Below are 24,161 nucleotides of genomic sequence, written 5' to 3'. Positions count from 1 at the left end.
TATTCTTAAGGAGACTAAAGATCATGCAACAGGTATATGACGCGGCAGATTCCCTAGACATTCCTTTCAGCCCGAGGCCGGAGAAAATTAGCGCGCCTTCGGTCAATGTCCCCGTCAATGCTACCGATTGCCACTTTCATATCTTCGGGCCGCGGCAGCGTTATCCGCTTTCCCTAGGAAGAATGTACAACCCGGAAGAGGCATCAGTCGAATCGTATCGGCAGATGGCAGATACGGTGGGCATAGGACGCATGGTGATCGTTCAGGCTAGTCCCTACGGGATGGATAACCGGTGCCTTCTGGATTCTATTGCTTTGCTGGGTGAGGAAAGGACGCGGGGTATCGCGGTCATCGACCCCGCCATCACGGACGAAGAGCTGGAGCGGATGCACGAGGCGGGAGTACGTGGGATACGTTTCAATGCAATTTCAGGCGGAACGCCGCTTGAACATTTGGATGTGTTGGCTGCGCGTATTGAGCGATTTGGCTGGCATATCCAGCTTTGGGTAAAGGGCGAGCGGATTCCGTCGCTGGAATCGCGTCTGCTGGATCTGCCCGTGCACGTTGCGATCGACCACATGGGCCAAGTCTCCCCGGCGAAGGGGCTAGCCCATCCGGAATTCCTTAGCCTGCTTCGTTTGCTTCGCTCAGGGCGGGCGTGGATCAAGTTGTCCGGATATCGCGCGTCGGCCCAAGAATTCCCTCATGGCGATATGCTCGATCCGATCCGCGCGATCATCGCGGCCGCTCCTGAACGCTGCGTCTGGGGAAGCGACTGGCCGCACCCTTTGCTGGAGCATCGCAAGATGCCTGATGCTGGAAAGCTGGTGGATTTGCTTGCGGCGTGGGCCGGTGATACTGCAATGTTTGAGAAGATTCTCGTAAGCAATCCGGCCAATCTGTATGGCTTCCCCAGTCAGGTGAGTCTGGGAGGACAAAATGAGTCATGAAGCGCACCCCACTGTTACCAGACGAGGAAAGGCCGCTCGCCCTGGACTACCGGATTCGTCAGTCCGAATAGGATTGATCCTGCCGAGCGTGAACACGGTGGCGGAGCCGTGGATGCACGAGGCGACTCCTGCCGGGACAACCATACACACGGCCAGAATGTTGATGCCGGATGCGTTGACTCCGGCGACGATCGAGCGAATGGACTGCGAAGACGGTCCGCGGGCGCTGGCCCAAATCATGACGTGCAGGCCAGCGGTTGTTGGCTACGCCTGCGCATCCAGCAGTATCGTGCAGGGCCCGGAGTACGACCGTCATCTGCAGGGCGATCTTGAACGGCAGGCGATGCGGCCCTGCACCACGGCGATGGGGGCAATTGCCAGTGCACTGCGCGCTTGTGGAATCCGCAGCTTGTCCCTTGTGTCACCGTATGGTCAAGAGATTGCCGCCGCGGAGCATGTCTACCTTGAGGCGCTAGGATTCCATATTGTTGACGAGGTGCATCTCGGCATCAACTCCGCTTTCGATTTGGCGACGCCATCGGCAGACGAGATCTTCGAAGCGGCAAGCGAGACTTTCAACGCGCGCGCGGATGGCCTTCTGCTTAGCTGCATCAATTTCCCGGCGCATGCTGTCATTCACAGGCTGGAGAAAGCAACGGGAAAGCCTGTGGTGACAGCCAATCAGGCGTTGCTCTGGAAGCTGCTGCGGCTTGCCGGGATTGAGGCGCCAATCCATGGTTTGGGTAGGCTGTCCGAACTGGCGTAGGCTCTCAATTCCTCGCATAGGGGAAGACTGATTCTAGTCACCGCAATCGCAAGGGTCGCAGCAATGGCTCGGGCGAGATTTCGGCACAACGCTTCATCCTGTTGGGTCTAGCCAATCTGGTGCTGGGGAAAAGTCGATTGTGGGCGTCTGTCTGCGGGGAGCTGCCCGTCTTGAGCGCGTAAAGCGTGAAATGGCGGAGGAATCGCGCTCAGCCTGCCGTCAGGACACCAGGAGGGCGGAAATGTCCGCAGCGAGAGTCTTCGATCAACTATTAACTAACGATTCGATTACTTTCGGAAGAATCCCAGCGCCATTTTGACCCATTACAACGGGAATTATTCTATTCGTTAAGGAGACAATTCATGCTACACACTCGCCGCTCATTTTTGAGATTGGGAGTGGCGATCGGCACTGGCGCCCTTGCTCTGCACGCACACGCGAAAGAGCTTTTCCCATCTAAGCCCGTCACCTTGGTCGTGCCATTTTCGCCAGGCGGGAATCTCGATCTTGTCACGCGATCGCTAGGAACCCCTCTCGGGAAATTGCTGGGGCAGACAATCGTGGTTGTCAACAATTCTGGAGGATCCGGGTCAATAGGTGCAAGTCTCGTTGCCCGGGCAAAACCCGATGGCTACACATTGCTGAGTGCGACACCTGCGCAGGTGGCTACGGTGCCGCAGTTGCTCAAGACCCCCTACAAGCTCTCGGACTTTACTTCGATCGGAGTCGTCAGCAGGACCGCAATCGTATTGGTGGTGCGAAGGAGTGACACTCGATTTAAGAACTTCGAAGAGTTCTTAGCGTATGCCCGCGCACACCCAGGAAAACTAAATGTGGGACATGCCGGCGCCGGCTCTCCTAATCATCTCGCCGGGCTGCAATTCGAAAGTGCTGCAAACGTCCATCTAGGTTTTGTGGGTTACAAGGGCATGGGTCCCGCGCTAATCGACCTCATCTCTGGTCAGATCGATGTGATATTTGATCAAATAAGCAGTTCGCTGCAGCATTTGAAGTCGGGTAATCTCAAAGCGCTTGTGGTTTGTGGTCCGTCGCCAGCAGCGGCGATGCCCTCGATCCCAACTTTGAAGCAAGTCGGCGTGCCAGAATTTGATGCCAGCACCTATATCGGCATTCTGGCTCCCAAGCAGACACCCCCCGACGTGGTGGCAATCCTGAGCAAGGCTGTGGAGAAAGTTGTATCGGACCCGCAATTCGCGGCGATGTTGCTTGAAATGGGAAGTGGCGCGTATTACGGCAACGGCCAGCGCTTCGATCAGATCCTGAAGGCCGAGGAAGAAGTCGCCGCTGCCTTGATCAAGCAGGGAAAACTCACGGCTGAGTAGCCCCCAGCTAACGCACGACACCGTCCCGAACGCCGCACAAACGCCGCTAGGCTCTGCATTTCCCTCCCAGAATGGATGGCTAAGCATGTGGCGGCGTCGCCGCCAACGGCGCCGGCAAGCCACGATGTGCTGGCATAAGAAGCCTCGCGGTTTCCCCAACAGGGGCTCGGGTGCTCGGCCACATAGCGAGGAGTATGAAAGTCGATCTCAGCGCCATGGGTTGGCAGTCGTCTCTTCAGACGGTAGAGTCGACGCGGTGGCGATAGGTTCAGGTCGTCTGTTGCAACCCTTTCGTCCGGCGATGCCCAAGTAACCTCACCATGGTTCCGTTTTCATACGCCGCTCATCGAACCCGTCGTGCGGATTTCCCGCAATGCGCTCTCCGGACAAGGCATCACCCCTTCGACCACGGCAAGCTACAGCCAAGGACCCGACAGACGAACGGGACCGAAGTGCCCATAGACTACGAGGGTGGAGTTCCCACCCCTACCACGCATGACCTTGTACTTGTTGCGTAACCACAGGCGCAACCGCGCAGCAGTATAGCTATGGAGCGGCTGATACGCGCCGGAACGCCGTCTCGGCCAAGCGGAAGAAGCTACTATTCTGATAGCCTTCCTCGCATCGGAGGCGGCGAGCCATGTAACCGGTACCGATAATCTCGACAGTGATGTCTCTGCAGTGGTGTAAGCTCCGTACGTCGTTCACTTCTTACTGGCGAAGCCATCGTCCACGATGATCTCAAGCAGCGACGGGCCGCCGGAGTTTACAGCGGCAAGAAGCTCCGCTTCAATTGCCGACGGGTCTGAGATACGCTTGGCGTGGACTCCCAAGCCCGTCGCGACACGCACGAAATCGATCGGCGGATCCGTCATGTCCATCGCCACGAAGTGGTCCATACCCCGGAGAGCTTGCGGCCGCTCCTTGACAATACGATAGCTCCGGTTGTTCACTACGACGAAAGGCCGCCGCTGGCAAGGCCATAGTAGCTTCGTGAATCATTGGACTTGAGAACCGAAGCCAACGCGGGTGCTGACGTCAGAGCTTCCTCAACAAGGATCGCGTTCTGCGGCAAGACTTCGCTAATCTGGAGCATCAGATAGTCTTGATGGATCGGCACCTGATCGGCCAGCCTTCGGAGGGCCTCGGCTTTTCGTGCTCGCTTCACGCTCCAGTTCATCGAGGCCAACTGCGCGTTGCGCTCCTTTGCTTGATCGATGTAGGCTTGGTTGCTTCCCGCACGCAACCCATCAAGCAGAGCTCTCAAAGTCTCCTTGACGTCCGCACAGACCGCGATATCAGTCGCATAGTTTTTCCCCAACTCCCACTGACGCTCGGAAAGGTGGATGACCGGAAGGCTTTCGGGCAATGGCTCGATCGCGCCATATGGAGACATGCGGAGCAGATCAGCTCGGAGGCATATCAAGAGGTCGTACTCCGACAACGTGGCCCTCACCAGCTCCTGCTTCCGGATACACCAACATGGTTCGGATGCTCTGCGGGGAACCTAGTGTTGTAGGGCACAGGTTCCTGATAAACCGCGGCCCCGATAAATTCGGCGAACTCCTCCGCCTCCTCAAATGCTTCTCAGTCGGACAACTCCTTGCCCGCCAGTATCACCGGACGCCGCGCCGTCAGAATGCGCAAGGCTAACCTCCCCGCCAACGCATCAGATGGACGGGTGCCGAGTTCGACACGAGAGACGGCTCCCATATCGAGCTCCGCCTCTTCGTCGAGGATACTGCCGGGCAAGCTAGTGAAGACAGGGCCCGTTGGGGGGCGCTAGCGCGATCTTCGCTGCTCGATGGACGATTCTGGGTAGGTCTTCGGCCCGTTGGACCTCGACCGCCCACTTCACCAGCGGCTGGGCGATCGGAACCAAGGGCTTGTAGAGTAGAGGCTCTGTGAGTCCATATCCAATCTCATATTGTCCGGCGGTAACAATGATTGGCGAGCCTGAGAATTTGGCGTTGTACAACGCGCCCATCGCGTGCCCCAAACCCGGGGTGCAATGAAGGTTGCATGCGGTAAGTCTTCCCGACGCGCGCGCATATCCGTCGGCCATACCCAAGACAACAGACTCCTGCAATCCCAGCACATACCTCAGATCCGGGAAGCTCGGTACTGCCTCCATGATTGCCAATTCGGTCGTGCCGGGATTGCCGAATAAGTGTGTCACACCTTCATTCAATAGGAGTTGGAGGAAGGCGCTGCGTCCGTTCGTGTACTGCTTGGGCATGACGTAGATTAGATGAAAAATGCCAATGGACGTTTGCTTGCCGCGTCGGGCAAGTCCAAGCGCCAGACCCAAACTACAGCTTGTAGCTCGGATCCTTGCGGTCCACTAGACGAAGCATCGCGGCCCACTCCATCTCGCCGTAAGGCCTGCGCGTTGTCGGCCGATAGAGATGATGCGTTTTCTCGATCACTTCCTGGGGCGGGTAATACAATTCGCTGTTGCAACCCTGGGCGTCGACCTGAGCCTTGCACGCCATCTCCAACCAGTAAATGGTGTTGAAGGTCTGAGCGATAGTTGGTCCCACGGCAAGCAGACCATGATTCCTGAGCACCATGGCATCCCGATCGCCTAAATCGGCAACCAACCGCTCACGCTCGCTCAAATCCAAGGCGACGCTCTCATAGTCGTGGTATGCAATCTTCGCGAATCGCATCGCAGTCTGAGTCAGCGGAAGTAGTCCGCACTTTAGGCTGGAGATCGCCATGCCCGCGCGTGTGTGCGTGTGCAGAACACATTGAACATCCTGGCGCGCCTTGTGCACAGCGCTATGGATAACGTAACCAGCTTGGTTGATCCCATAGTCAGGATTGGCATTGCGGATCACATTCCCTTGGATATCGATTTTGATCAGGTTGGACGCGGTGATCTCATCGTACATATACCCATATGCATTGATGAGTAGATGGTCGTCGGGACCGGGAATTCTGGCAGTGATATGGTTGTAGACCAGGTCACTCATTCCAAAGTGCGACACTAGCCGATAACATGCGGCAAGCTGAACGCGTGTTTCCCATTCATGCTCACTCATCTCGGAGCTACTCATTTTTCCCATTTCGCTCTGGCTCCTTCCTTCACTCAGCCTTAACATCAAAATCACGCACAATCTTTCCCCAAGAGTCGTACTCACTCTTCATGAATGCCCCGAACTCAGTTGGTGAAGACGTGGTGCGAACTTCGGCTCCTAGCTGAGTCAGCTTCGTTCTGGTCTCTGGTTCTTGCAGGATGATGTTCACCTCCTTCGCCAGTTTTTTCCGGATATCGGCCGACACACCGGCCGGCGTAATGAGCCCAAGCCAAGCCCCCATATCGAAGCCCGGGAACCCTTGTTCAGCCGCAGTCAGCACGCCCGGCAAAATCTCTGTGCGCTTAGGCGTACTCACTGCAAGCGCCTTGAGCTTGCCGCTCTTCACCATAGCCAGTTCCGAAACCAAAGTATCGAACGTGCATGCGACCTGCCCGCCGAGGATGTCGGTCTGCGCCTGGCTGCTTCCCTTGTACGGAACGTGAACCATCTTCACGCCCGCCTTCGACATAAGGACCGACATCACGAGATGACTGGTGGTTCCTACCCCTGTTGTCGCGTAACTCAGGGTATTGGGGGCTTTCCTTGCCGCGTCCAAAAACTGCTTTAGATCCTTTGCGGAGTTCTCTTTGCTGACAACGAACAGATACGGCAGCCACGTAAGTAGACCGATTGGGGCGAAGTCCTTCTGTGCGTCGTATGTCAGCTTGCTGTATAGATGGGGATTGATTGCCTGAGGCGCAGACGCACCGATCAGCAGCGTGTAGCCGTCAGCCTTCGCCCGTGCGCCGATACCCGCGCCGATGCTCCCGCCGGCGCCTGGGCGATTGTCCACGATGAACTGTTGACCAAGCCGCTTCGAAAGACGCTCGGCCATTACTCGGGCGACGGTATCCGTCGCGGTTCCCGGTGGAAAACCGACCACAATCGTCACTGGCTTGCTCGGGTAGACATCTTGTGCGATCGCCAAAACCGAAGCCGAACCAAGGACAACCGCCAGAATGGTCGCAATCGATACAAAGGTGCGGCGACGCATCAACAGGGGTCTGCTGTCTGAATCAAGCGCTTCCTCGGTGTGCGGGATGTGAAAGGTGCTGACTAGCATAAAGTCTCCAGTGCTGTCTTCTTATTCGCTCGCGCGTTAGCCTGGGCACCCAAGCTGCGCACGAACGAGGAGCGTCAATGGCTCCTGCGCACAAGTTCTCATATGCTGACGCTGCCGGCAACGGCACTTCGCATATAGCAGATAGTCTATTTCGGCATGGCCGGGGCGCCTTGGCATTTGGACGTTTATCGAAAGTCAATTGTTGCGAAATGGACTTCGCCGCGGCTCCACCAGTATCTCCACGTGGCGACGAGTTCTACAGCCCAGGGCGAGCCGCAGGCATGAAGCGCTCCTTCGGCGTGAAGGTAGTCCTCTTGTCACAATCACCGCGAGTGCTTGCCGCTGGCAACACAAAGCGAATCATCCTGGTGACGTCCATCGTTAGCCTTGACCACGGCCACTTGACCAAAATACAAGGTGCGCACGAGTCCCGTGTCAAAGATGGGCCGGACTCTGGAATCAGCGCTCCAGGTATGCCGGAGTTCTCGGCGGCGATTGTCAGGCGGAGCGATAACTTCAAGAAGCTGGTGCCGGCCAAGAAATCGCGTTAAGACGCTCACTTAGGGTGTATAAAACCGGACGGCGGAAGCGCTGCTCCTCAAAGGTCATATACGGTGTCGCGCCATCGGGATCGCGTTTTTTCCACTCTTGCTTATTGGACTTGTTCATGGCGTTCCTTCCTGATTCCCTCAGCGCTGACTCCGCAACAGTTTGAAATCCTGATCAAAAGCATAGTCAAGAAAGCATTGCTTGCTGGCGCCCACAAGCAAACTGCTGCCTGCCCAGTCTATTGCGCCGGTATGGTGATAAGCGCCAGCCCCTCCTTGCCCCCGTATCCACCAACGTAAAAAAAGCACAACCCCGGGCATGCCTACACGACAACGATCCGCCCATCGGCAAGCAATTGCGAGAACCAGCTTCCTGTCAGCGCTGCCAGTTCTTCAATCGCTGCGGGTTCCTCGAATACCCTGCCCTCGCCCGCCACCAGCCGCAATTGCCGGGGACAGCGAAGCCTGCCGAACACCAGGTCATTGATCCGAATGCCCTCCGGATCGCTGGCGCCCACCACGAGAAGCGTAGGTATGGTCACCTTGCCCAAGATTTCGGCATCGGCCAGGTCCACGCGTCCCGCGGCAAGGACCAGCGTGCGTAAATCCGTCCCCTCCTCCGCCGCCACGCTCAATGCGGCGGCCGCAGCGGTGCCGGTGCCAAAGCAGCCGAGCGGGAGCGCCGGCAAACGCAGCCGCGCGTGCACGTAGCCTGGCACCGCCTGTATTACCCCGCGCAGCCTGCCGGACAGCATGGCGATGTCCCGGCGCTTCTCCATCCGCATCACCTCTCGTGGCCCGATCAGGTCCACCAGTAGCGTGGCCAGCCCCCTGCCGCGCAGTTTCCTCGCCACATACTGGTTGCGCACGGCATGGTCGTCGATGCCGTTGGCATGTACCATCAGCACCAATCCCACAGGACTGGCGGGGGCGTCGAGCACGCCGTGCAGCCTGATGCCGTCGCACGGGATGCCTACCGGCACAGCGGCCGCCAGGGTTTTCGTTCCGATGGCCTCGGCATTGTGCGGTTCGATATCGCGCCAGAGCAGTGCGCGGACTACTCCGTCGTCCACCTCCGGAAAGCACTGGTAGGCATGGTGGACATCGTGATCTGGCCCGGCGGTGCGCAGGCACACCACCTCATCGGCGCTGGCGCGAACCGCCGCCAGCCCCTGGAGGGTGCCCACGGGAACCGCGCAAACCAGCCTGGCTGGCTGCTGCCTGCGTACCGCGTGGATCGCCGCCATCATGGTGGCGCCGGTGCAGAGTCCGTCGTCCACCAGGATCACGACGCGGCCATGCGGGTCAGGCCGTGCGCGATGCGATGTGTAGATTGCACATTGCTGCCGCAGCAGATCGAGTTTTGTCAGCCGTTCCCGCGCAAAATGCATGGGATCGGGCTGCCCGCCTACCGGGTTCTCCACGCGGTAGGTCCAGCCGTTCTCGGTCACCGCGCCGATCGCGGCGATGCCGTTGGCGGGGCCGGCCAGCTTGCTGACCAGTGCCACATCGAGTTGCCCCTCCAGCGCGTCGGCGAGTCCGCGACCGACGGGTACGCCGCCCTTCGGAATGGCAAGGATCAAGGGATGCTGGCCCCGATATTCGGAGAGTGCCGCGGCTAGCTGCGCTGCGGCTTCCTCCCGCCCCGCAAAGCGGGCAAGTGGCGAATTCATCGATTTGCCTCCCATCCTTCGTGCGGCGGCTGCGCGCTGCGAGCTAGTTCCCGCTTGCGCTCAGAATAGGCCGTAGGCGAAGCCAGTCCTTGTGCTATATCAAGGGTTGGGCCACGGATCCCCGGATAGCGCCTCAGTCAATCGAAAAACGCCGGATCAGCCATCCGCGCAGCGCATAGGTCAGGCAGCAATAGCCGAGGATGATCGGCGGCAGGAATAGCCAGAGCGTGCCCGGCGGGGATAGCAGGCCCAGCGGCGCCGCCAGCGGCGAGTACGGCAGCCAGATGCCGATCAGGCAGATCGTCAATGTGGTGGCAATCAGCGTGGTGCTGCCGCGGCTTTGCACAAAGGGAATGTTCCGCGTGCGAATCACGTGGACGATCAGGGTCTGCGACAGCAGCGACTCCAGGAACCAGCCGGTCTGGAACAGGTGCTGCTGCGCGGGCGTGCTGGCGCCCAGTACCCAGTAGAGCGTCGCAAAGGTGACGTAGTCGAACAGCGAGCTGATTGGGCCGATGCACAGGATATAGCGGCCGAGCTTGCCGATCTCCCAGCGGCGCGGCCGGCCGACGGCATCGTCGTCCACGTTGTCGGTCGGCAGCGCAGTCTGCGAAAAATCGTAGAGCAGGTTGTTGGTCAACACCTGGATCGGCGCCATCGGCAGGAACGGCAGCCAGGCACTCGCGCCGAGCACGCTGAACATATTGCCGAAGTTGGAGCTAGCACCCATGCGCAGGTACTTGAGCAGGTTGGCAAAGACCTTGCGACCTTCGATCACGCCGTCATGCAGGACCAACAGGCTCTTTTCCAGCAGGATGATGCTGGCAGACTCCTTGGCGATATCGGCGCCGCTGTCCACCGAGATGCCCACGTCGGCCGTCTTTAAGGCAGGCCCGTCGTTGATGCCATCGCCCAGTACGCCCACCACCCGTCCGCGCGCCCGCAGGGCCTTGACGATGGCCGCCTTGTGCGCCGGCGCCAGCTTGGCGAAGAGCTGCGTGCGCTCCGCGAGTTCCCCCAGCGCTTGCGACGAGAGCCCGTCGATGTCCGCGCCGAGTACGGCCCGATCCACGTCGAGGCCGACTTCCCGGCATATCTTGCGCGCGATCACCGGGCTGTCGCCGGTCAGCACCTTGACCTCGATGCCGCTGTCGCGCAGGGCGGCCAGCGCCGGTGCCGCGCTATCCTTGGGCGGGTCGATGAACGCGATATAGCCAAGCAGGATCAGCGCGGATTCGTCGGCCACCGAATACGGCTGCGTGTCCGGCGCCGGCGGCAAAAGTTTGTAGGCGATCGCGATCACCCTGAAGCCATCTTCGTTGAGTGCGTTGCAGACCGTCATCAGCGAGTGGCGATGCGAGTCATCAAGCGCCATGGCCTGCCCTCCGAGTTCGGCGCTGGCGCATGCGGCATAGACTTCCTCCACCGCACCCTTGCAGACCAGAAGCCTGCCCTGCGGCCCGTCCACCACAACCGACATGCGGCGCCGCTCAAAATCGAACGGCACTTCGTCTATCTTGCAGTAGCCGCCCTCCTGCCGCAGCGTTTCGCCCACCTCGTCATGCAGGAGCACCGCCTTGTCCAGCAGGTTGTGCAAGCCGGACTGGTGGTAGCTGTTCAAGTAGGCGAATTCCAGCACACGCGCGGTCTCATGCCCCGCCAGATCCACATGCTTCTTCAGGATGATGCGGTCCTGCGTCAGAGTGCCTGTCTTGTCGGTGCACAGCACATCCATGGCGCCCAGGTTCTGGATGGCGCTGAGGTGTTTCACGATCACCTTGCGGCGCGACATGGCAAGCGCTCCCTTTGCCAGGTTCACGGTCACCAGCATCGGCAGCATCTCGGGGGTCAGCCCCACGGCGACGGCCACCGCGAACAGCAGCGCCTCCAGCCAGTTTCCCTTGGTCAGCCCGTTGATCAGGAACACCAGCGGCGCAAGGATCACGATCAGGCCGATCATCAGGCGTGCAAAACGCTGCAGGCCTTGCTCGAACACGGTGCCGGACGTCTCTTCCTCAAGCGAGCGGGCGATGCCGCCGAACACGGCGCGCGGCCCGGTCAGCACCACCACGATGGTCGCGCTGCCGCTGACCACGGCCGTGCCCATCAGCACCATATTCTCCAGCGTGCCAGGTCCGTCGCCGCTAGCGCTCTCCAGCGCGAACTTTTCCACGGGCAGCGATTCTCCGGTGAGGGCCGACTGGTTGACGAACAGGTCCTTGGAAGTCAGCAGCCGGGCATCGGCCGGAACGAGGTCACCTGCCGACAGGTGAACGATGTCGCCCGGCACCAGCGCGCCGATCGGCAGTTCGCTGGTGATGGGCAATGCCCCTGGCTCCGACCGGCGCTGCGTGGTGGCGGTGGTATGCACTATGGCGCGCAACGCCGCAGCAGCGCGTCCGGAGCGGCGCTCCTGCACCGTGGCCAAGCCAACGCTAAGCATCACCATCACGGCAATTACCGCGGCGGCGTCGTAGTCGTGGATAGCTGAGGATACCGCTGCCAGGGTCAGCAGCATCACATTGAGCGGATTGAGCAAACGGCGCAGCAGGTCCAGCACCGCCGGGCGCGGGCGCTCGTGATCCACCAGGTTGGGGCCGACGTTTTGCAGGCGCGCGATGGCCTCGGCGCCTGTCAGCCCCTCCGGGCTGGTATCCAGTTGCTGCAGCAGGGTCGCCGGCGGAATGCCGGCGGCCCGCAGCAGCGCGTCCGGCACGCCGCCGGAGCCTGTCCGTCGGCGCGGTACCTGCCGCGCCTTGCGCCGATGCAGGAGGCTGGCACCGTAGCCGGCCCACCGTTTCGCCCAGGTACTGGATCGCCCGGCCAATCATGATGGCGGCCTTGCCTGTGCTTGCGCAGCACTGGCGTCCCAACTCCCGCCCAGCGCCAAGAACAAGGCCGCGGTGCCCTGCAGCCGCCGGGTCCTCGCCTGCAGGTAGCCGATCTCGGCCTGGTGGTACTGCGCGTCCGCCACCAGCACTTGAAGGTAACCGGCGGTGCCGGCCTGGACGTCGGCCTGCAACTCCTGCAGCACGTTCACCAGCAACTGGTAAGCGAGGTTGGGAATGCCAGGCACCATGGTCTTGCAAGTACGATGTCGCGATCCGTTACGATGCCCATCGCGCGCTGGCCGCCTCCGAATGGCTCTGTCACCATCAGCGCACCGACATGGCGGTCGTGCCTCTGCCCCGCGGTGTGCACTTATGCGGGAGATGAACGGCGGACAGCGGGCAACTCTCTTCGATCCTCATCATGCTTCTCCTGGCCTGACCTTGATACGGGCCGATCAAGTCGCCCATGGAGTACATCGGCGATGGCCAGGGGTCGCCAAGGCACGCCGGTGCCGTGCATTCAGTCTAGTGTCGGGCGCTCGGCGGCCATTGATGCAGATCAATCACGCCTGTGGCGCGGAGCGTCCTTCCGGACTTGACGCCGGTCAACCGACGCGCCGGAGCCCTGCCTATAGTTGGAGATACCATTCCGCCATCCCCCATGGCGGATCCGACACGCCTCATCCCACCGCATTCACTTCGTTGAACCAGCCAGGAGACCGCCGTGAACGACCTCAGATCCGCCCTGTCCGCGCACCGTGCCACGCTACAGCGCGATATCAATGTCCTGTTGTCAGATGTGCAGGCATTGCTGCGCGACGCCGCCGCCTTGACCGGCGAGCAAGCCGGTCAAGCCCGCGAGCAGTTCAAGACACGGCTGGAGACATTGCAACTGCGGCTACGCGAGTTGCAGGCGCAGGGCCGCGAGCAGGTACGGGATTGGGCAGATTCCGGCGAGGAGTATGTACAGGCACACCCATGGCGCGCGCTTGGCACGACCGCAGCCATTGCCGCCGCCTGCGGGGCGCTTCTCGCCATCGCGCTCACCCGCCGCGATTGATCTTGACATGGCGCTCGCGGAGCCTCGCCGCCATCCCTGGCTCGATCTGGGGCTCCTGGCGGCCTCCGCGGTCACGCTAACCGCAGGATCGCTGCTGTATTGGTTCGGATCGGCCGCGCTCGCCCGCACCGTGTGGCTGATCGGCATCCTGCCGGTGTTGGTCGCCCTGAGTGCCGGCACAGTCCTGGCGGCATGGCGCCGCAAAGCTGGGGTCGATGTCCTGGCGCTGCTGGCCATCGGCTTCGCATGGTGGCTTGGCGAGCGCTTCGCCGCGGCCGTGATTGCCCTGATGCTGGCGAGCGGACGCGCACTAGAGAGCTACGCGGAAGCGCGCGCCTCAAGCGAGATGAGCGCCCTGTTGCGCCACGCCCCGCGCGAGGCAAGCCGCTACGAAGAGGGCGAATGGCGGCTGGTGCCGCTGGACCTCGTGCATCCGGGCGACCGCCTGCTCGTACGCGCCGGCGAAGTGGTACCCGTCGACGGGACGCTGATCGAGGCCGCTGACCTGGACGAATCCACCCTGACCGGCGAGGCGATGCCGCAGCGTCGCGCGCCGGGCGAGCCGCTGCATAGCGGCGTGGTCAACGCCGGAGCGCCGTTCGAGATGCTTGCCGGCGCCACGGCGGCACAAAGTACCTACTCTGGCATTGTCCGCCTCGTGATGGAAGCACAGCAAAGCCGCAGCCCGTCGATGCGTATGGCCGACCGCTACGCCCTGCTGCTGGTGCCCCTTGCACTGGTGGTGGCTGGTGTGGCCTGGTTCATTACCGGCGATGCACGGCGGGCGCTTGCGGTGCTGGTCGTAGCGACGCCCTGCCCACTGATCCTGGCGGTGCCCGTGGCCATCGTCTGTGGCATGTCGCGTAGTTCCAGCCGGGGCATCCTGGTCAAAAGCGGCGCCGCACTCGAAAGGCTGGCGCAGAGCCGCGTGCTGTTCTTCGACAAGACGGGCACGCTGACTGCCGGCCATGCCCACGTTTCGGCAATCGAGGCAGCGCCGGGACACGCGCCAGACGACGTGCTGCGCCTGGCGGCCTCGCTGGCACAGGCATCGGTGCATGTGAGTTCCCGCGCGCTGGTGGCCGCGGCACGCGAGCGCGGCCTGGCGCTGGCGTTGCCAGCGCAGGTCTGCGAGGAGCCAGGCGCCGGCCTGAGAGGCATCGTCGACGGACACGTTGTCACCATGGGCTCCTTGGCCCATGTGGCTAAGACAACCGCGCCCAAGCCATGGAGCACGGCGCTGTTGCGGCGAATGAGCTATGAGGGCACGTCGGCCGTCTTTCTTGGCATCGATGGCGCCATGGGCGGCGCGCTGCAGCTCGAGGACCAGATCCGGCTCGACACGCCCCGTGCGTTGCGGTTGCTCAGGCAGGCCGGAATCTGGCGCATGGTCATGGTGACCGGAGATCGCGACGACGTGGCGCAGATGACCAGTGCGATGCTTGGCGTGACGGAAGTGCGCGCCCAGCAGACGCCAGCGCAGAAGCTCTCGGCAATCCGCGAGGCGCAGCGCCACGATACGGTCATCATGGTCGGCGATGGCGTCAACGACGCGCCCGCGCTGGCGGCTGCCGATGTCGGGGTGGCGATGGGCGCGGCGGGCGCCGCTGCGTCGGCGCAGGCAGCAGACGTCGTACTGCTGGTGGACCGCCTGGACCGACTGGCTGAGGCGATCCAGATCGCCCGCCGCGCGCGCCGTATCGCCGTGCAGAGCGTCGTGGCGGGCATGGCGCTATCCCTGGCGGCGATGATAGTAGCCGCGTTCGGCTACTTGCCGCCGCTGGCAGGTGCGCTGCTGCAGGAACTGATCGATGTCGCGGTGATCCTGAATGCACTGCGGGCACGCAAGCCAGGGCCGGACTGGCGGCCCGCGCAAATCACGCCGGCCGAAGCCACGAAACTGAAGGCCGAACACAGCGAACTGAGACAGGTGCTCGGCCAAGTGAGATCGATGGCGGATCGCGTAGCCGGCCTCCCTGGGAGAGTCGCGGCCGTGGAACTCGCGCAACTCAATCAGGCATTGCGCCAGCAATTGCTCGCGCATGAGCTCCGCGACGACGCCAATCTGTATCCGGAGCTGGCGCAACGGCTTGGCGGCAAGGACCCGCTGGCCGCCCTGAGCGGCGGGCATCGCGAGATATTCCATCTGGTGGGCATGCTAGAGCGCATCGCCGCCGACCAGGCGGCGGACGGCCTCGACCTGGAAAGCGCGCAGGAGGTCCGGCACCTGTTGTATGAGCTGAATGCGATTCTGCGTCTGCATTTCGCGCAGGAGGACGAGCTGTATCAGGCGTTGGGCGACGCCTGATTGCCAACGCCGCCGCACATGAGGGCAAAAGAATGGTCGACGACTCGTTCCACCTCGCGCCGCATTGCGCTGGATCAAGCCGCGCGCGGCGTCACCGACAATACTGGAACAATCGGCGCCCGCAGTCAGATTGACACGGACCAAAACCATCATGGCTGGCAAGCGTGTCGTCGCCTGTTCGCCTGCGCGTCAATGAGATGGAAGGCGACTGGGTTTATTGCGAGTCGAAGTGCCCGCGACGCGGCCGCTGACACGGGAGCCGTTTAACGGCGCGGCAGGCACTCCAGCGCTGGTACGCATCAAAGTTGCCATAGATCAACGCCACCGGTAGCCAGCTGGATATATTGGGCTCGTGCAGCCGCCGAATTGCGAAACGAACCCGGCGACGCCGCACCTGTATTTAACGGGCTATCGAAAGGAGGACGCTGTGCAAACCAATATCGGTACGGTTGACCGCACTCTCAGGATCGTCGTCGGCCTGGCCTTGATCGGCCTTGCCGTCACCGGCACGATCGGTGTGTGGGGATGGATCGGCGTGATTCCGGTCCTGACGGGGCTCGTCCGCATCTGTCCTCTCTACAGCCTGCTCGGCGTCAGGACCTGCCCGGCCTCGGGCGGAAAGCCCGGCTGATCCGGCCGACGCCCGCGGCAACGGCCAGGAGTCGCCGCCATTCCCACTGGCGACACGCCATGGAAGGCCCAACGCTCGATGTGGATCAACGAGCGCGGCCGCCACGCTTCAGAAGCATCTCGCAGACGAGTTGCCTGACATGCATGCCCTGCACTCGTCCTTTCCAGCAATGCCAATCCGGGGCTCTTCCCGCGTGGGAATAAGCATGGCGTTGCAGCGGCACAGGGTATGCGCGCCAATCACGGAGAGAGACCATGACGGACCAGACTGACGTCCCACTCGCATACTTCAGCGCCAATTGCGAGGCGGGCCTGCGTGCGCTGACCCTGTTGCAGGAGAGCCGCCAGCGTTTCCTTGAATTCCAGTTGGAAGCCATCCGCAAGGACATCAAGACAACGCGCGAAGTGGGTGCGCAACTTGCCAATGCAAACAACATCGCCGCGCTCGCCGCGCTGCCAGTCACTTTCCTGCGCACCGAAGCCGAGCATTGCGCGCACCTGATGCAAGCGTGGATGAGTCTAGCCATCCACAACCAGACCGCCATCGTCGAACAGATGCGCGAGATCGGCGAGTCCTGGCAGCGATGCCAGGCGATGAGCTTGCAGCAGGCGGGGAATACCGCTTCGATGGTGGCGCCGGTGCAGGAAATATTCGAGAAATTCAGACAAGCCACGGCGTGGAATCCCGCGTTGAACGGCACCGGCGCCGAAGTAGGAGGTGGCGCCGCAGCCAGTTCGCGAAAGAGGCCCGCCCATGCCAGTTGAGCACGCAGGCGAGGCGCCGGCCAGCCTACCTTCATGGCGGATCGCGCCGGTGACCGGCGGCGGGTGGACTGGGTGAAGCCATTTCGATCCGCCTGAGCGACGCCGGATAGCACGTGGCAGCCACTCATTCGCCGGGCAATGACCACGTGCAAACCTGGCTAGACCGCTAGCGCCAGGCTACCTTGCCAGGCACATGGTCACGGACATCCCTGCCGACATTCTCCAGACCAGGATCATGCCTCAGATCCCATTCGATCTGATCAAGCTTGAACCGATGCGTGACGAGCGGCCCGAGATTCAACCTGTCGCTCTGAATGACCTGCATCAGGCGGCGCATCCGCYCCTTGCCACCGGGRCACAGCGCCGTCAGGATGCGATTATCGCCAAGGCCGCCATGGAAAGCGTCAAGTGGGATGCGCAGGTCGCTTGAATAGACGCCCAGGCTTGACAGCGTGCCTCCCGGCTTGAGCACACGCAACGCGGYCTCGAAGGTCCCTTGCGTGCCCAGCGCCTCGATGGCCGCATCGACGCCCCGGCCACCGGTCAGTTTCAGKATCTCGTCGACCACATCGACCTGATGGAAATTGATCGTTATATCCGCACCCATCTCCTTGGCCATGCGCAGTCGCGTGTCGATGCCRTCTACCGCGATGATCAGGGCCGCGCCGCGCAACCGCGCGCCCGCCGTCGCGCACAGGCCGATCGGCCCCTGCGCGAACACCGCAACCATATCGCCGATCTTGATGCCCGCATTCTCGGCGCCGGCAAAACCGGTGGACATGATGTCCGGACACATCAACACCTGCTCGTCGCTCAGGCCGTCGGGGACGGGAGCAAGGTTCGCCTGCGCATCGGGCACAAGCACGTACTCCGCCTGCGTACCRTCGATGGTATTGCCGAAGCGCCAGCCACCGGCCGGCTTGTAGCCATGTCCGTGCGACTGGCCGTCYTGTGAAGGTAGCCCGTCCTGGCAAGCATAGGAATGGAAGCTGGGGCAGATCGCCCCGGCRATCACGCGCTGCCCTTCCCGGTATCCCTGGACTTCCCTGCCGAGTTTTTCGATCACGCCCACGGGCTCGTGCCCGATGGTCAGGCCGGGCTTGACCGGATACTCACCTTTCAGGATATGAATGTCCGTACCGCAGATGGTGGTGGTAGTGATACGGACCAGCGCGTCAGTCGCGCCGATATCCGGCACTGGCTTGTCTTGCAGGACAATCCGTCCGGGCTCGATAAAGACCGCTGCCTTCATGCTGATCATCGGGTTCTCCTGTTCAAATTAGGTTTCCCCTAGGTGTCATGCGCCCTGGCGATCTTTCGCTGATCGCGGGGCGCGACGGAACCCCCACTGGACGATCGCACCTAACAGTTGCAAGTGTCGTGGTGTGACACAGTCTTGCGAGCCATTTTTCATCATTCCCGTTCCTCCGTTGGCTAGTCCAGCGAATATGAACGAAGATACTCCGGCATCGTGACCGGCCAGCGCAGCTCCCGCTCGATCCGCTGCCGCAGGGCGTCGCTCGCAGCTGGCTCGCCGTGCACCACGAAGGTCTGCCGTGGCGGGCCACCGAAGCCGCCAAGCCATGTCATCAGTTCGTTGGCGTCCGCATGCGCCGAAAGCGAGGTGATTTGCTCCACCGAAGCCTGGATGGCAACCCGCTTGCCGTGGATCCGCAGATCGCGCATGCCCGAGGCTAGCATTGCGCCGCGGGTACCGGCGGCCTGGAAGCCGGACAGCAATATCGTGTTGCGCGCGTCCTGGCCATATGTCTCCAGGTGATGCACCACCCGGCCGCCGGTTGCCATGCCGCTGCCGGCCAGGATGATCTTGGGCGCGCGGTCATGGTTCAGCCAGACGGACTGCTGCATGCTCTGCACCAGGATGGCCAGGTTGCACGCTGCCGTGCAGGCGGCGCGGTCGATCCAAAGTTCGTCGGGGTGCAAGGCAAAGACCGTGGTGGCGTCGATGGCCATCGGGCTGTTGAGGTAGACCGGCACGTGCGGAATGCGATTTTGCTGGCGCAGCTTGTAGAGGCAGTACAGCAGCGCCTGGGTGCGCCCGACGGCAAACGCAGGAATCACCACGCTGCCGCCGCGGCCGATGGTGCGGCTGACGATTTCACCCAGCCTGTCGAGCGGATCGTCTGCGGAATGGGCGCGGTCGCCATAGGTGGATTCCACCAGCAGGTGATCCGCTTCGCGGACGATCTCAGGTGCGCGCATCACGATGTCCTGCTGCCGCCCCAGGTCGCCGGAGAAAACGATCCGCTTGCCGTCCACGTGCAGCGTCACGATGGCCGAGCCAATGATGTGTCCGGCGCGATGAAACTCCACCTCCACGTCGGGCGTCACCCTTACCCGCGTGTCGTAGTGGAGCGGATCGAGCCGGCGCAAGGCGCGCACGGCGTCCGCGCCGTCGTAGAGCGGCAACGCCGGCTGATGCCGCGAGAAGCCCTTGCGGTTGGCGTATTGCGCATCCTCCTCCGCCAGGTGCGCGCTGTCTGGCAGCAGGATCTGGCACAGCTGCGCGGTGCCCATGGTGCAGAACACCCGTCCCCGAAAGCCGTTGCGAACCAGCAATGGCAGGTATCCGCTATGATCGATATGCGCGTGCGTCAGCACCACCGCGTCGAGCCTGGACGGATCGACCGGCAAGCGGTCCCAGTTGCGCAGGCGCAGCGCCTTGTAGCCCTGGAACAGCCCGCAGTCCACCATCACACGGCTGCGTCCAGTGTCGAGCACATATTTGGATCCCGTGACCGTATCTGTCGCGCCGAGAAATTGCAACTGCATGGGGCGCTCCGTCAGTGCGACAACAGCAGTGGCACCGGCGCATGGTGCATCAGCGTGCGCGTGGTGCCGCCCATGATCAGTTCGCGCATGCGCGAGTGCCCGTACCCCCCGGCCACCAGCATGTCGGCCCCCAGTGTCCTAACCACGTCAAGGAGGGTGGAGCCGACCGGCCACGCTTTCTGCTCGTTGCGCACGCCGGCCACGATGCCGTGGCGCTGCAGGTAATGCCGCAAACCAGCCACCGGCTCCGAGTCTGCCTGCGGTTCGCCGCGATCGTCCCAGACTCCGACGATGGTGACGTGGCTGGCGCGCAGCAGCAGAGGCATGGCATCGGCCACGGCCCTGGCCGCCTCACGCTGCCCGTCCCATGCGATTGCCACGTGCCCGCCATGCAGCCGCCGATACTCCGGCGGCACCAGCAACACCGGGCGACCGGCATTGAGCAGCACGTACTCGGCCTCCCCGGCGCCCAGGGATGCCACTTCCTGCGTTGCCACAGGTCGCGCCATCACTGCCAGGTCGGCCACGCGGGCCTCCCGCGCCAGGACCCAGCCGGTCTCCTCTTCCACCACGCGGTGCGAAAAAGGCACGCCCGGCGCATGCGCTGCCATGACTTCGCTCAGGATTTCGCCCTGCCGTGCTGTCTGCGACAGCAGCCTGTGGCGGGACGCCGCCATATACCGCACAGCGTCATCGCCAACACCCCGGATCGGGTCCATGCGCAGGCCGGTGGCGCTGACGCCATTGATATGCGCGCCAAAAGAGGCTGCCAGGTCGGCGGCCATCCTGACGCGCGATGCGCAATCGGGATCCGCTCCGAGCGCGACCAGCACGGTTCGGTAGTCCATGATGTGCTCCGTGTATTGGCTGTATTGGCCAGCACGCCCGTGGGCGGACCCGGAAAACACCGGGTCAGCGGATCGTCACGCGCTGCTGCGGCGAGGCTTCCTTCTTGGGCAGTACCACGCGAAGGACGCCGTTCTCGTAGCTGGCATCCACCTTGCCCTCGTCCACGGAACTGTCCAGCGTAAAGACCCGTTGCATCGAGCCACTGTAGCGCTCGCGCCGGATCACCCGCTCGCCTTCCTTCTGCTCGGAAGACTTCTCCACCTTGGCCGAAATCATCACCGTGCCGCGATCGACGGACACTTCGATATCTTCCTTCCTGGCGCCGGGGATCTCCGCGACCAGGTTGTAGGCCTTGTCGGTCTCGGTCACATCGACCTTGAATGCGAAGCCCCCTTCGTAGTTGCCGCGAAACGCGCGCAACATGCCTTGCAGCATGTCGCCAACCGGTTCGATCGACAGCGGATCGTAGATCCTCAGATTGCTCATTTGTCGCCTCCTTGGAGTGACGGGTCCGCATGAGGCGCGGACCTCCACTTCATGGTGGCACAGCATGCTTGACGCGCCTTGTCTCAGATCAAGCGCGGCGTCGACGGACAGCGAGACGTCGTCGGGGGCCAGGGCTGGTCTAGAGGTCGCCTTCGCCGAACAGGCGATGGCGGATCGCATAGCGCACCAGCGCCGCCTCGCTGGGCACCTGCAGCTTTTCCATCAGCCGCATCTTGTAGGTGCTCACTGTCTTGGCGCTCACGCACAGGCCGGCGGCGATCTCAGTCAACGGCTCGCCCAGCACCAGGCGTCGATAGACCTCCATCTCGCGGTCCGACAAGTGTAGGTGGGGATCCTCGAGATGTTCGTCCTGCAGGCTGTTGGCCAGCTTCTCGGCCATTGCCGGGCTGACGTAGGTGCCGCCCGCAGCGACCTTGCTGATGGCGCTGACCAGTTCCGTGGCGGCGCTTTCCTTGGTCAGGTAGCCCGCCGCCCCAGCCCGGAACGCACGCACCACGTACTGCTCCTCGGCATGCATAGTCAGTACCAGGATACGCAGTGCGGGCTGCTCGACGCGCAACTGCTTGATCAGCTCCAGCCCGCTGCGCCCCGGCATGGAGAGGTCCAGCAAGAGCACGCGGGGCTTGCACTCGCGCGCCATCTGGAGCACGGCGGTGCCATCCACCGCCTCGCCCACCACATCGAAGCCGCCCGCGCGGCTCAGGATATGGCGCAGCCCGTCGCGCACCACGGCGTGATCGTCGGCGATCATCACGGGAATCATGGACTTGCCTCCGCGCTCGCAGTCGTGGTCAATGGGAAACACACGGTCAGGCAGAAGCCTTCGCCAGGCGCTTGCCTGGTCGCCACGGTGCCGCGAAGCAGCCGTGCGCGCTCCCGGATCCCGACCAGCCCAAGCGATACCCGCTCGCCACCGGCAGGTTGCCTGGGGAGATTGCCGCGGCCGTTGTCCCGCACTGTCAGCTCGTAATGTTCCTCCTGGCGAACCAGCTCGATATCGACACGGTCGGCCTGAGCATGCTGCACGACATTGCTGAGCGCCTCCTGCACGATACGGAACACCGCGATGGCCGCCTGCTCGCCGACGTCTTCCTCCTCGGCGGCATGGGTGATGACAGTGATGCCGTAGCGTGCGGAGAATTCCTTCGCCAGCCATTCGATCGCGGGAATCAGGCCAAGCTCGTCCAGCAAGGCCGGGCGTAGGTCCGCGGCGATGCGCCGCACCGAAGCCACGGTTTCGTCAATGACAAGGTGCATGGCTGCAGCTTGGTCCAGTAAGCCGGGCGCGGTTCCAGCGTCCTTGAGGTCGCTGGCGAGAAGAGCAAGGTCCATTTTCAGCGCGCTCAGGCGCTGGCCGAGGTCGTCGTGCAATTCGCGGGCGATACGGCGACGTTCCTCTTCCCGCGAAGCCTCGACCCGGTCGGACAGTTGCTGAAGCTCCTCCCGCGACTGCCGCAAGGCCGTCTCCGCCCGCACCCGCTCCGTCGTGTCCCGCAGGATAACGGTAAACAGCTTGCCGCCGCCCTCCTGCATCTGGGAAATGGAAGCTTCGATGGGAAACTCCGTGCCGTCCTGCCGCAGCGCATGCAGTACCCGCTGCTGGCCCATCTGCCGGTCCGTGACCCCAGTGACGCCGAACCGGCGCACGTGCGTCTCATGGGCCAAGCGGAAACGCGCCGGAATCAGGTCCGCCAGAGGGCGGCCCATCATGTCCGCGGCGGCATAGCCAAACAAATGCTCCGCCATGGGGTTGAACAACACGATTCGCTGGCCTTCGTCCACCGTGATGATCGCTTCCATTGACGAGCGGATGATCCCTGCCAGCCGGGCTTCGCTGCCCTGGGTACGCGCCAGGTTCTCTTCTGCGTCACGCTGCAGCCGCCGCAAGCGCACCAGCAGCAGGGACAGCATCACGGCCACGGCCAGTCCCCAGGCGCCGAGCATCGGCGCGGCCAGGCCCCCAGGCCGTGGGGCAAGCGCGGTGATAAAACACAGCGCCAGCGACATCAACAGCAAGAGCACGGTGCCGCCCACCGCCAGTTCGCCAAGCTTGGCATGAAGCGATGTCTTCGCCGCAGAAGGCAGATTCGGTGAAGGAGGCTCTTTGATCGCCATGGCTGGTCACGGAGTGCTTCTGGATCCTCGGCAAGTCCTGCCGGGGGCCGCCGGAGACTCTCCTGTTAAGGTAGGCTATCCGCGCAAAATGCACACGCAAATTGTGATGCGCCTGTAATTTTGCGAGACGGAAGCATCTGGCGCCATCAGCCGGATAGCCGATGACCCTTGTCAGGCTTTCCTGACAAGGAGGCTCTCTTTCCCGACGACACTCTCAGCCGCCCCTTCTTTCGAGAGGCCCCGCCATTAACCATACTCGGAAGCATGAACCACCCGGCCCGCCCCGACCTCCTGACTGTACTGCTGCTCGAGGACTCTACCCTGATCGGCGCGCGGCAGACCAGGATGTTGAGATCGATCAAAGAGTTGGAACTGCTCGCATTGGCCCGGGATGCGTGCGCGGCCCTGCTGGCAGCACAGATCCTTCTGCCCGATGTCGTCATTCTCAGCCTGAACCGGCACGAAAGATCCTGGCTGAACGTGCTGCAGGACCTGAAGCGGATGCGTCGCCACGTAACGGTGGTCGTACTTAGCAACTGCTCGGTGCCGCCGATGCGTAGTGCCTACCTGCAGGCCGGTGCATCGCTCTTTTTCGACAAGACCACGGAGTGCGACGCGCTGCGCCGCGCCCTGCTCCGCCTGGCAGCGGACAAGAGCGCGGCGACGGGTACGGTCCAGGAGTCCACAGCGGCATAGCCAGCGCGGGGCTCTAGCGCCGCGCTTGGTGCCGGCAGCGAGGGCGAACCACAACAGCGGCCAGTCGGACCGGCTGGGCCCAGGAGACAAAGGAAGCAACCATGTCAGAGTATCTGCAGCGGGCAACACCGGCGGCAATGCCTGTCGCCCCCATCGGTGCTGAAGTCCTTGAGTCCCTGTC

Annotated in this window: 23 protein-coding genes; 8 read left to right on the top strand and 15 right to left on the bottom strand. The window is 62.5% G+C overall.

The window, feature by feature from the left end:
- Positions 1-23 precede the first annotated feature (23 nt).
- From AC1DK4_RS28135 to AC1DK4_RS28125, 3 genes are all read left to right on the top strand, one after another.
- Positions 24-950 (top strand): amidohydrolase family protein, encoded by a 927-nt coding sequence (locus AC1DK4_RS28135; protein ID WP_441620394.1) that lies wholly within the window; start codon positions 24-26, stop codon positions 948-950.
- A 112-nt stretch (positions 951-1,062) separates the two neighbouring features.
- Positions 1,063-1,716, top strand: a complete 654-nt coding sequence (locus tag AC1DK4_RS28130; protein ID WP_441620396.1) for a maleate cis-trans isomerase family protein — start codon at positions 1,063-1,065, stop codon at positions 1,714-1,716.
- 362 nt (positions 1,717-2,078) lie between these two features.
- Entirely contained in the window at positions 2,079-3,059 is a 981-nt protein-coding gene (locus AC1DK4_RS28125) for a Bug family tripartite tricarboxylate transporter substrate binding protein (protein ID WP_441620398.1), read from the top strand.
- Between the two features lie 704 nt (positions 3,060-3,763).
- Here the strand turns inward: AC1DK4_RS28125 and AC1DK4_RS28120 are convergent.
- From AC1DK4_RS28120 to AC1DK4_RS28080, 9 genes are all read right to left on the bottom strand, one after another.
- A complete protein-coding gene (locus AC1DK4_RS28120; protein WP_441620400.1) occupies positions 3,764-4,012 on the bottom strand; it encodes a thiamine pyrophosphate-dependent enzyme in 249 nt (82 codons plus the stop codon).
- Entirely contained in the window at positions 4,012-4,515 is a 504-nt protein-coding gene (locus AC1DK4_RS28115) for a hypothetical protein (protein ID WP_441620402.1), read from the bottom strand. The genes AC1DK4_RS28120 and AC1DK4_RS28115 overlap by 1 nt, the downstream gene beginning before the upstream one ends.
- A 297-nt stretch (positions 4,516-4,812) precedes the next feature.
- Positions 4,813-5,298: a thiamine pyrophosphate-binding protein gene (locus AC1DK4_RS28110; RefSeq protein WP_441620403.1), complete on the bottom strand. Its 486-nt coding sequence runs from the start codon at positions 5,296-5,298 to the stop codon at positions 4,813-4,815.
- A 73-nt stretch (positions 5,299-5,371) separates the two neighbouring features.
- Complete coding sequence (locus AC1DK4_RS28105) at positions 5,372-6,130, bottom strand: class II aldolase/adducin family protein (RefSeq protein ID WP_441620405.1); 759 nt, start codon at positions 6,128-6,130, stop codon at positions 5,372-5,374.
- Positions 6,131-6,149: 19 nt separating this feature from the next.
- Positions 6,150-7,205 (bottom strand): Bug family tripartite tricarboxylate transporter substrate binding protein, encoded by a 1,056-nt coding sequence (locus AC1DK4_RS28100; protein ID WP_441643468.1) that lies wholly within the window; start codon positions 7,203-7,205, stop codon positions 6,150-6,152.
- Positions 7,206-7,721: 516 nt separating this feature from the next.
- On the bottom strand, positions 7,722-7,874 hold the full coding sequence (locus AC1DK4_RS28095) for a hypothetical protein (RefSeq protein WP_441620409.1): 153 nt from the start codon (positions 7,872-7,874) through the stop codon (positions 7,722-7,724).
- Between the two features lie 202 nt (positions 7,875-8,076).
- Positions 8,077-9,426: a phosphoribosyltransferase family protein gene (locus AC1DK4_RS28090; protein ID WP_441620411.1), complete on the bottom strand. Its 1,350-nt coding sequence runs from the start codon at positions 9,424-9,426 to the stop codon at positions 8,077-8,079.
- 133 nt (positions 9,427-9,559) lie between these two features.
- A complete protein-coding gene (mgtA, locus tag AC1DK4_RS28085; protein ID WP_441620413.1) occupies positions 9,560-12,142 on the bottom strand; it encodes a magnesium-translocating P-type ATPase in 2,583 nt (860 codons plus the stop codon).
- 111 nt (positions 12,143-12,253) lie between these two features.
- A complete protein-coding gene (locus AC1DK4_RS28080) occupies positions 12,254-12,505 on the bottom strand; it encodes a hypothetical protein (RefSeq protein ID WP_441620414.1) in 252 nt (83 codons plus the stop codon).
- Between the two features lie 476 nt (positions 12,506-12,981).
- Between AC1DK4_RS28080 and AC1DK4_RS28075 the strand changes: the two genes are divergently transcribed.
- The 4 genes from AC1DK4_RS28075 (at position 12,982) to AC1DK4_RS28060 (ending at position 17,020) form a co-directional block, all read left to right on the top strand.
- Positions 12,982-13,317 (top strand): ElaB/YgaM/YqjD family protein, encoded by a 336-nt coding sequence (locus AC1DK4_RS28075; protein ID WP_441620416.1) that lies wholly within the window; start codon positions 12,982-12,984, stop codon positions 13,315-13,317.
- Positions 13,318-13,324: 7 nt separating this feature from the next.
- Positions 13,325-15,625 (top strand): heavy metal translocating P-type ATPase, encoded by a 2,301-nt coding sequence (locus AC1DK4_RS28070; RefSeq protein WP_441620418.1) that lies wholly within the window; start codon positions 13,325-13,327, stop codon positions 15,623-15,625.
- Positions 15,626-16,052: 427 nt separating this feature from the next.
- Positions 16,053-16,256, top strand: a complete 204-nt coding sequence (locus AC1DK4_RS28065; RefSeq protein WP_267601401.1) for a YgaP family membrane protein — start codon at positions 16,053-16,055, stop codon at positions 16,254-16,256.
- Positions 16,257-16,510: 254 nt separating this feature from the next.
- Positions 16,511-17,020, top strand: a complete 510-nt coding sequence (locus AC1DK4_RS28060; protein WP_441620420.1) for a hypothetical protein — start codon at positions 16,511-16,513, stop codon at positions 17,018-17,020.
- Positions 17,021-17,186: 166 nt separating this feature from the next.
- On the opposite strand, the gene AC1DK4_RS28055 is transcribed toward AC1DK4_RS28060, so the two are convergent.
- The 6 genes from AC1DK4_RS28055 to AC1DK4_RS28030 all read right to left on the bottom strand — a co-directional run bounded on the left by AC1DK4_RS28055 (position 17,187) and on the right by AC1DK4_RS28030 (position 23,284).
- Positions 17,187-18,281, bottom strand: coding sequence for a zinc-binding dehydrogenase (locus AC1DK4_RS28055; protein ID WP_477131910.1), 1,095 nt, complete (start codon positions 18,279-18,281; stop codon positions 17,187-17,189).
- Between the two features lie 173 nt (positions 18,282-18,454).
- Positions 18,455-19,813: an MBL fold metallo-hydrolase RNA specificity domain-containing protein gene (locus tag AC1DK4_RS28050; protein WP_441620424.1), complete on the bottom strand. Its 1,359-nt coding sequence runs from the start codon at positions 19,811-19,813 to the stop codon at positions 18,455-18,457.
- Between the two features lie 11 nt (positions 19,814-19,824).
- Positions 19,825-20,661 (bottom strand): universal stress protein, encoded by an 837-nt coding sequence (locus AC1DK4_RS28045; RefSeq protein ID WP_441620426.1) that lies wholly within the window; start codon positions 20,659-20,661, stop codon positions 19,825-19,827.
- Positions 20,662-20,725: 64 nt separating this feature from the next.
- Positions 20,726-21,148 (bottom strand): Hsp20/alpha crystallin family protein, encoded by a 423-nt coding sequence (locus AC1DK4_RS28040; RefSeq protein ID WP_441620428.1) that lies wholly within the window; start codon positions 21,146-21,148, stop codon positions 20,726-20,728.
- Positions 21,149-21,287: 139 nt separating this feature from the next.
- Positions 21,288-21,932 carry a response regulator gene (locus AC1DK4_RS28035; RefSeq protein WP_441620430.1) on the bottom strand — a complete coding sequence of 215 codons (645 nt, stop codon included), beginning with the start codon at positions 21,930-21,932 and terminating at the stop codon, positions 21,288-21,290.
- Positions 21,929-23,284, bottom strand: a complete 1,356-nt coding sequence (locus AC1DK4_RS28030; RefSeq protein ID WP_441620432.1) for a PAS domain-containing sensor histidine kinase — start codon at positions 23,282-23,284, stop codon at positions 21,929-21,931. Before AC1DK4_RS28030 ends, AC1DK4_RS28035 begins: the two co-directional genes overlap by 4 nt.
- A gap of 264 nt (positions 23,285-23,548) precedes the next feature.
- Between AC1DK4_RS28030 and AC1DK4_RS28025 the strand changes: the two genes are divergently transcribed.
- Positions 23,549-23,980 (top strand): response regulator, encoded by a 432-nt coding sequence (locus AC1DK4_RS28025; RefSeq protein ID WP_441620434.1) that lies wholly within the window; start codon positions 23,549-23,551, stop codon positions 23,978-23,980.
- The last annotated feature ends 181 nt before the right edge of the window (positions 23,981-24,161 follow it).

This window comes from Cupriavidus sp. 05N38, from assembly GCF_056397345.1.
Note: the sequence above shows the minus strand (reverse complement) of the source record. Positions and strands in the feature narration are given on the sequence as shown.

What these genes read in the sequence shown, in the direction of transcription:
- AC1DK4_RS28030 (WP_441620432.1), bottom strand. Translation starts at nt 23,284, where the DNA reads ATGGCGATCAAAGAGCCTCCTTCACCGAATCTGCCTTCTGCGGCGAAG.
- AC1DK4_RS28070 (WP_441620418.1), top strand. Translation starts at nt 13,325, where the DNA reads ATGGCGCTCGCGGAGCCTCGCCGCCATCCCTGGCTCGATCTGGGGCTC.
- AC1DK4_RS28090 (WP_441620411.1), bottom strand. Translation starts at nt 9,426, where the DNA reads ATGAATTCGCCACTTGCCCGCTTTGCGGGGCGGGAGGAAGCCGCAGCG.
- AC1DK4_RS28100 (WP_441643468.1), bottom strand. Translation starts at nt 7,205, where the DNA reads ATGCTAGTCAGCACCTTTCACATCCCGCACACCGAGGAAGCGCTTGAT.
- AC1DK4_RS28110 (WP_441620403.1), bottom strand. Translation starts at nt 5,298, where the DNA reads ATGCCCAAGCAGTACACGAACGGACGCAGCGCCTTCCTCCAACTCCTA.
- AC1DK4_RS28040 (WP_441620428.1), bottom strand. Translation starts at nt 21,148, where the DNA reads ATGAGCAATCTGAGGATCTACGATCCGCTGTCGATCGAACCGGTTGGC.
- AC1DK4_RS28125 (WP_441620398.1), top strand. Translation starts at nt 2,079, where the DNA reads ATGCTACACACTCGCCGCTCATTTTTGAGATTGGGAGTGGCGATCGGC.
- AC1DK4_RS28035 (WP_441620430.1), bottom strand. Translation starts at nt 21,932, where the DNA reads ATGATTCCCGTGATGATCGCCGACGATCACGCCGTGGTGCGCGACGGG.
- AC1DK4_RS28025 (WP_441620434.1), top strand. Translation starts at nt 23,549, where the DNA reads ATGAACCACCCGGCCCGCCCCGACCTCCTGACTGTACTGCTGCTCGAG.
- AC1DK4_RS28045 (WP_441620426.1), bottom strand. Translation starts at nt 20,661, where the DNA reads ATGGACTACCGAACCGTGCTGGTCGCGCTCGGAGCGGATCCCGATTGC.
- AC1DK4_RS28060 (WP_441620420.1), top strand. Translation starts at nt 16,511, where the DNA reads ATGACGGACCAGACTGACGTCCCACTCGCATACTTCAGCGCCAATTGC.
- AC1DK4_RS28135 (WP_441620394.1), top strand. Translation starts at nt 24, where the DNA reads ATGCAACAGGTATATGACGCGGCAGATTCCCTAGACATTCCTTTCAGC.
- AC1DK4_RS28095 (WP_441620409.1), bottom strand. Translation starts at nt 7,874, where the DNA reads ATGAACAAGTCCAATAAGCAAGAGTGGAAAAAACGCGATCCCGATGGC.
- AC1DK4_RS28080 (WP_441620414.1), bottom strand. Translation starts at nt 12,505, where the DNA reads ATGGTGCCTGGCATTCCCAACCTCGCTTACCAGTTGCTGGTGAACGTG.
- AC1DK4_RS28050 (WP_441620424.1), bottom strand. Translation starts at nt 19,813, where the DNA reads ATGCAGTTGCAATTTCTCGGCGCGACAGATACGGTCACGGGATCCAAA.
- AC1DK4_RS28105 (WP_441620405.1), bottom strand. Translation starts at nt 6,130, where the DNA reads ATGGGAAAAATGAGTAGCTCCGAGATGAGTGAGCATGAATGGGAAACA.
- AC1DK4_RS28130 (WP_441620396.1), top strand. Translation starts at nt 1,063, where the DNA reads ATGCACGAGGCGACTCCTGCCGGGACAACCATACACACGGCCAGAATG.